The sequence below is a fragment of the Immundisolibacter sp. genome, from assembly GCF_041625615.1.
Lineage (GTDB): Bacteria > Pseudomonadota > Gammaproteobacteria > Immundisolibacterales > Immundisolibacteraceae > Immundisolibacter.
On the sequence record NZ_JBFJTF010000138.1, the window covers coordinates 1 to 5626 of the forward strand.

At 69.0% G+C, this 5626-nt stretch carries 6 protein-coding genes; all 6 read right to left on the minus strand.

The genetic code is table 11. The annotated features are described in order from the left end of the window. A partial coding sequence (locus ABYX71_RS09990) for an acetate--CoA ligase family protein (protein WP_372696352.1) occupies positions 1–2009 on the minus strand: 2009 nt, incomplete at its 3' end. A gap of 72 nt (positions 2010–2081) precedes the next feature. Continuing rightward, the gene (locus ABYX71_RS09995; protein ID WP_372696353.1) at positions 2082–2567 is read right to left on the minus strand and encodes a c-type cytochrome; all 486 of its coding nucleotides are present in this window, start codon (positions 2565–2567) and stop codon (positions 2082–2084) included. A 38-nt stretch (positions 2568–2605) separates the two neighbouring features. Next, positions 2606–2959, minus strand: a complete 354-nt coding sequence (locus tag ABYX71_RS10000) for a hypothetical protein (RefSeq protein WP_372696354.1) — start codon at positions 2957–2959, stop codon at positions 2606–2608. A 26-nt stretch (positions 2960–2985) separates the two neighbouring features. Next, on the minus strand, positions 2986–4038 hold the full coding sequence (locus ABYX71_RS10005; RefSeq protein ID WP_372696355.1) for an LLM class flavin-dependent oxidoreductase: 1053 nt from the start codon (positions 4036–4038) through the stop codon (positions 2986–2988). Next, positions 4035–5255 carry an aromatic ring-hydroxylating dioxygenase subunit alpha gene (locus ABYX71_RS10010; RefSeq protein WP_372696356.1) on the minus strand — a complete coding sequence of 407 codons (1221 nt, stop codon included), beginning with the start codon at positions 5253–5255 and terminating at the stop codon, positions 4035–4037. Before ABYX71_RS10010 ends, ABYX71_RS10005 begins: the two co-directional genes overlap by 4 nt. Before the next feature lie 126 nt (positions 5256–5381). Next, positions 5382–5626, minus strand: a 245-nt coding sequence (locus ABYX71_RS10015; protein WP_372696357.1) for an alpha-hydroxy-acid oxidizing protein, incomplete at its 5' end; no start/stop codon positions are given.

Below are 5626 nucleotides of genomic sequence, written 5' to 3' on the forward strand. Positions count from 1 at the left end.
AGCGCGTCGCGGTGGTCGTAGGCAAAGCGCGACAGACCCACCAGGGTGTCGATCAGGGACGGCGTGTCCAGCGCCGGCTTGCCGCGGTAGCCGTTCAGGATCTTGCGCACGCCGATGCGCTCGATCATGGCCTCGGCCTGCGCCGGGGTGATGGGGCACAGCGCGTGGGCGTGCTTGTCGAACAGCTCGGCCAGCACGCCGCCGGCGCCCAGCGTCAGCACCGGACCCGCCACGTGGTCGTGCACGACGCCGGCCAGCAGTTCCAGGCTGTCGGTGAGGTCCAGCATGGGCTGGGCGATGACCGACCAGGTGGCCAGCTTGTGCTTCTTGGCGATGGCGGCCAGTGCCTTGACTGCCGCCGCGCAGGCCGTGTCGTCGGCGATGCCGACCTTGACCGCGCCGTGTTCGGTCTTGTGCGGCAGGCCGGGCGATTCGAGTTTCAGCACCGCGGGGTAGGTGGGCTTGCCCTTGCCGGCCTTGCCGGTGTGGTCGAGCAACACCGCGTGCCCGGCGCAGTGCAGGCCGTGGGCCGACAGTGGCTTGACCAGGTCGGGGAAGGTCGCCACCGCCGGGCCCTTCCACCGCTTTGGCTTGTCGGCGCACCAGCCCTGCGGCAGGTAGCCTGGCCGGTCGAAGTAGTCGCGCATGGCCGCCAGGCCCCGTGCCAGTGCCTGACCGCCCTGCACATTGGGCATGGGGTCGCTGTCCAGCCACTCGCGGTAGCTGTCCTTGAGCGCGCTGGTTTCGATGCAGCCGGCGAGGATCGGTTTCTTGATGCGGCCCTGCCAGGTGGCCACCGGGGCGTAGAAGCGCTCGCCGCCGTCCCAGTTGCCGAACATGATCGACACGGCGTCGAAGCCGTCGTGTTTGATCATCTCGTCGGCCATCTGGTAGTACACCTCGCCGAAACCGTAGATCTGCGCCGTGATGTCGAACGGGTTGTTGAAGGTGACGTTCTCGACCCAGTCCGGCAGCAGCCTGGTGACGCTGTCCGGCAGCGGCGGGGTTTCGATGCCCTCGTCGGCGAAGTAGTCGCCCATCAGTGCCGACCAGCCGCCGGAGATGCTGACCAGGCCCACCGTGCGCACCGGGCGCCAGGCGCGCGGCGGGGTCACGGCAAACACCGAGGCGCGGTCCAGCGCCTCGTCCAGCGTGTCCGCCGGGATGGCGCCGGCGGCCTCGATGGCGGCCCGCGTGACGGCGCCGGTGGTGGTGATGGCGCCGGTGTGGCCGAGTGCGGCGCCGCGGCCGGCCTCGGAGCGGCCGACGGCGACCACGATCACCGGCGTGTTGTTGGCGCGGCACTTCTGTACCGCCTCGACGAAATGCGGGTAGTCGCCGAACTGTTCGACATAGGTCACCACCACCCGCGTGTCGGCATTGGTGGCCAGGAAGTGCAGCGCATCGGTGAGGGCGAAGTTGACCTGATTGCCGGTCGAGATCTGGAAACTGATGCCGAGCCCGCGGTCCCAGGTCAGGCAGCACAGTGCCCCCAGCACGCCGCTCGACTGGCCCAGCAGCGCCACCGTGCCGTGCCGGTAGGGGCGGTTGATGGGGCCGGTCCACAGATGCAGGCCGGCACCGGCGTTGATGTAGCCGTTGCAGTTGGGGCCGATGAGGATCATGCCGAGTTTCTGGGCATGTGCCCGCAGTGCCGCCATCTGGTCCGGCTTCTCGAAGCCGGCGGCCAGCACGTAGGCGGCCTTGCAGCCGGTGGCGGCCACCTGTTCGAGCATGCCCGGCACGTGCTTGGCGCCCAGCAGCACGGCGGCGATGTCCGGCTTCTCCGGCAGATCCACCACCGACTTGAAGGACGGGTAGCCGAGTACCGAGGAGCGCGACGGGTTGACCACGTACGCGCGCCCCTGGAAACCGTGGCCGCGCAGGCCATCCAGCAGCTGGCGCGACCACAGCGTGTCCGGCGAGGCGCCGATGACGGCGACCACCTTGGGGTTGAAGAACGCCTCGACAGTGGCGGCGTCGTAACGGCCGGCGCGCACGGCAGACATGGAACCTCCTGGCAATGAATGCGCGGCAGCCGGCCGGCACCGCGGGCGCGCCGGCGGACAGTCGCGAATGGGTCAGTTGAGCGTGAGGATGGCCTCGGCCATGGCACGCGCCTGGGCTTCGTCGAGCTGCGGATGGGCGATCATCGGGGTCGGGCCCCACACGCCGCCGCCGCCGTGGATGATCTTGTGCGCCAGCTTGTCGATTGCCTGCGGGTCGGTGCGATACAGGCCGGCCACGGCCCGCAGCGGCGGGCCGATACGGGCGCCGTTGACGTCGTGGCAGGCATAGCAGCCGGCGTCGATCAGGCTGCGCGGCAGGCCGGCCTGGGCGTACTGCACCACCGGGCTTGCCGGCGGCGGGTCGGGAGCCGCCACCGCCGTGTCGGCTGGTGCGGCGCTCGCGGTGGCTTCCGCTGCGGCTGGCGGCGCCGTCTGTGCGGCGGGAATGGCCGCCGCGGCCGTGTCATGGGGCTGCGGGGTTCGCCCGTCTTCCCCGCCGCAGCCCGCCAGCATGGCGACGGTCGCGACCATGCCCGCCCACTGGTGTCGTGATCGCATCGACAAGCGCTTTCCTCCCCCCGCGTGTTTTTTTGCTGTCAGACCGCCAGCAAACGCCGCTCCAGCGTTTCCGACAGCACTTCGATGTGCTCGGCGCCGAGGCTCTCGGGCACATCGGGGTCCTTGAACAGCTCCACGCACACCGCCGCTTCCATGAACATGAGGCCCAGGTACAGCAAGGGCTTCTGCGCGGCCGGCAGCGATTCCAGCGGGTACTGCGCCAGGTGTTCGGCCAGCGCTTCCATGCGTGGCAGCACGGTGGTGTAGAGGTCGGTCAGTTCGGTCATGCCGGACGCCAGACGCTTGCGCATGCGGGCGTCCTCGGTGGCCAGCGCCCACGGCGCGAAGCGCTGCAGGTCCTGGAATTCAGCCGGCCAGGCGGTGTCGTTCATCGGGATGCTCCTTGGAAAGGCCCGGCTCAGCGCAGCGCCGGCATCACGTCGCGGGCGAACAGCTGCAGCGTGCGTTCCACCTGCCAGGCCGGCTGGCCGCCGAAATCGGCCATCACCGACAGTTCCTGGAAGTCGTAATAGCGCTGGCGAAACCGTCCGAGCCAGTCGACGAACTGTGCCGGCGTGCCGGCGAAGGCGATGTCGTTGTGCAACACCGACTCGAAGGTGTAGTCCTTCATCTGGTTCAGGAAGCCGCCGGCGTAGAAATGGAACCCACCGGCGCGCAGGCGGTCCTTGACCGCCTCGTCGTTGATCGACTGCTGAGGCACCACCAGGTTGGCGTAGCTGCGCATCATCGGCTCGCGTGCCTCGCGCAGGGCGGTGTCGGCGTCGTCGGCCAGGAACACCGGCATCACCAGGCCCACCTGCGGCTTCTGGCCGGCGTCACGGCAGGCGGCCATGTAGGCGCCGACCGCTTCGGTGAACAGCGGCGGCGGCGCGGCGCCGACCACCACACCGCCGCCGCGGCGGCCGGCGTCGGTGAACACGCGTGCGCTGGTGCCGGTCTGGAAGATCTTCAGGTGTGGCTGCAGGGGCTTGGGCACCACCTGGACGTCCTGCACCTTGTAGTGCTCGCCCTCGAAGCTGAGGCGTTCCTCGCGCCAGGCCCGCTGCAGGATTTCCAGCGACTCCTCGTAGCGCCCGATGCTCTCGGTCATCGGCACGCTGGCGCAGTCGTACAGCCAGCCGTGGCCGCGGCCGACGCCGACTTCCAGCCGGCCGTCGGTGAGGTGGTCGCACTGCGCGATCTCGCCGGCCAGGATCAGCGGGTTGTGCACCGGCAGGGTGTGGCACATGGCGCGAAAGCGGATGGTGCGCGTGCGCTGGGCGGCGGCGGCGAAGAAGGCCAGTGGGTTGACGGAGATGGAGAACGTCGGGAAGAAGTGGTGTTCGAGCGTCATGAACACGTCGTAGCCCAGGCGGTCGCCGAGCTCCACCGCCCGCAGGGAGTCGTCATAGCGCTGCTTGTGGTCGGCGCCGGGGGAGGCCTGGATCTCGTTGTAGATGCCGAACTTCATGCACGCGCCTCCGCCTCGGCGACCCGGCGCTCGACGGTGCGGTACAGGTGTCGCACGGCCGCCTCCTGGTCGGACAGCACGATGCTGCGGATGGCGCCCGAGTTGAGCGAGCGCTGCGTGACCTCGTTGGTGTAGAGGTCCTCGCGTGACAGGTCGCGCAGCACGATCTTGCTGAACTCCTGACTGATCATTTCGGCCGCCGTGCGCGGACGCGGGAAGTAGTAGGCCAGCTCGTAGACGGTTTCCTGTGGCCCCACCGGCCAGAAGGCGTCCAGGTAGTACCAGCCGGCGCCGACGTTGATGCGCGAGAACGGGAACACGATGTTCAGCTCGAAACCCCAGTCGTCGCTCTTGCCCTGTTGGGTGCCGGGGTAGGCGCCGCGACCGCCGGTGCCCTGCGTGAACGTGGAACCGAACTTGAACGCGATCTGTTCGGTCGGCGACAGGTCGTGCGCCGGGTTGCCGGGGACCGACAGGTGCTGGTTGCCGTTCGGCTGCAGCTTCATGTGGCTGATGTTGCAGTACGGATTGTCGGAGCCGGTGAAGGCGTCCGGTGCCGAGCGCTTGTGCACGAAGGCGACGTGGTAGCCCTCCTGGAAGGCGTTCATGGTGACCTTCCAGTTGGCCTTCACGTGGTAGCGCCAGCGGCCGGCGCAGACCATCTGGTCGAACGGAAACGGCTTCAGGTCCTGGTTGAAGTCGCCCATGGCCTGTTCGAGCGTCTGGCGCGGCGTGTCGTCGAAGTTGACGAACAGGAAGCCGGCCCAGGTGTCCAGGTGCACCGCCGGCAGGCTGTGCCGCGCGCGGTCGAAGTCGAAGAACTGCCCTTCGTCCGGCACGAACTGCAGGCTGCCGTCGGTGGCGAAGGTCCAGCCGTGAAAATCGCACTGCCAACCCTTCACACAGCCATCGGCGGCGCGTACCAGCCGGTTGCCGCGATGCGGGCAGACATTGTGGAACGCCCGCAGCGCGCCGTCGGGTCCGCGCGCGACGATGACCGAGGTGCCCAGCACCTCGATGTCACGCACGAAGAAGTCGCCCGGGTTGGGGATTTCTTCCTCCCGCTTGAGCAGGGCGAACCACTGGTGGCGAAAGATCGCCGCCCGTTCGCGCGCGAAGAAGTCGGCCGACACCACCGTGTCGGTGCTCACCGGGCCGGTGTCCAGGCCGAATGCCTGGGTGTGACCGCACTTCGGTCTGCCCGTGGGTGCATTCATGTCGCTCCTCCTCCGCGCGGGGCTCTGTGGCCCCTGTCTCCGGGGTGTCCGCCGTGGCGGACCGGTCGTTCATTCAGTGCGTCGCTAAGCTACCACGCTCCGTAGGTGATGCGAGTGGCCGGGCCATCAATCCCGCAGGGTGTCCCGCTGCACGGCGTCTGCCCGGTGCGTGCCGGTCAGGGCCATGGCGACGTCCAGTTCCTGGCGCAGGATGGCCAGGACCCGCGCCACGCCGGCTTCGCCGCCGGCCGCCAGGCCGTACAGGGCGGCCTTGCCGATCATGCAGGCGCGCGCGCCCAGCGCCAGTGCCTTCAGGATGTCGGCGCCACGCCGCACGCCGCTGTCGAGAATGACTTCACCGGCACCGCCGA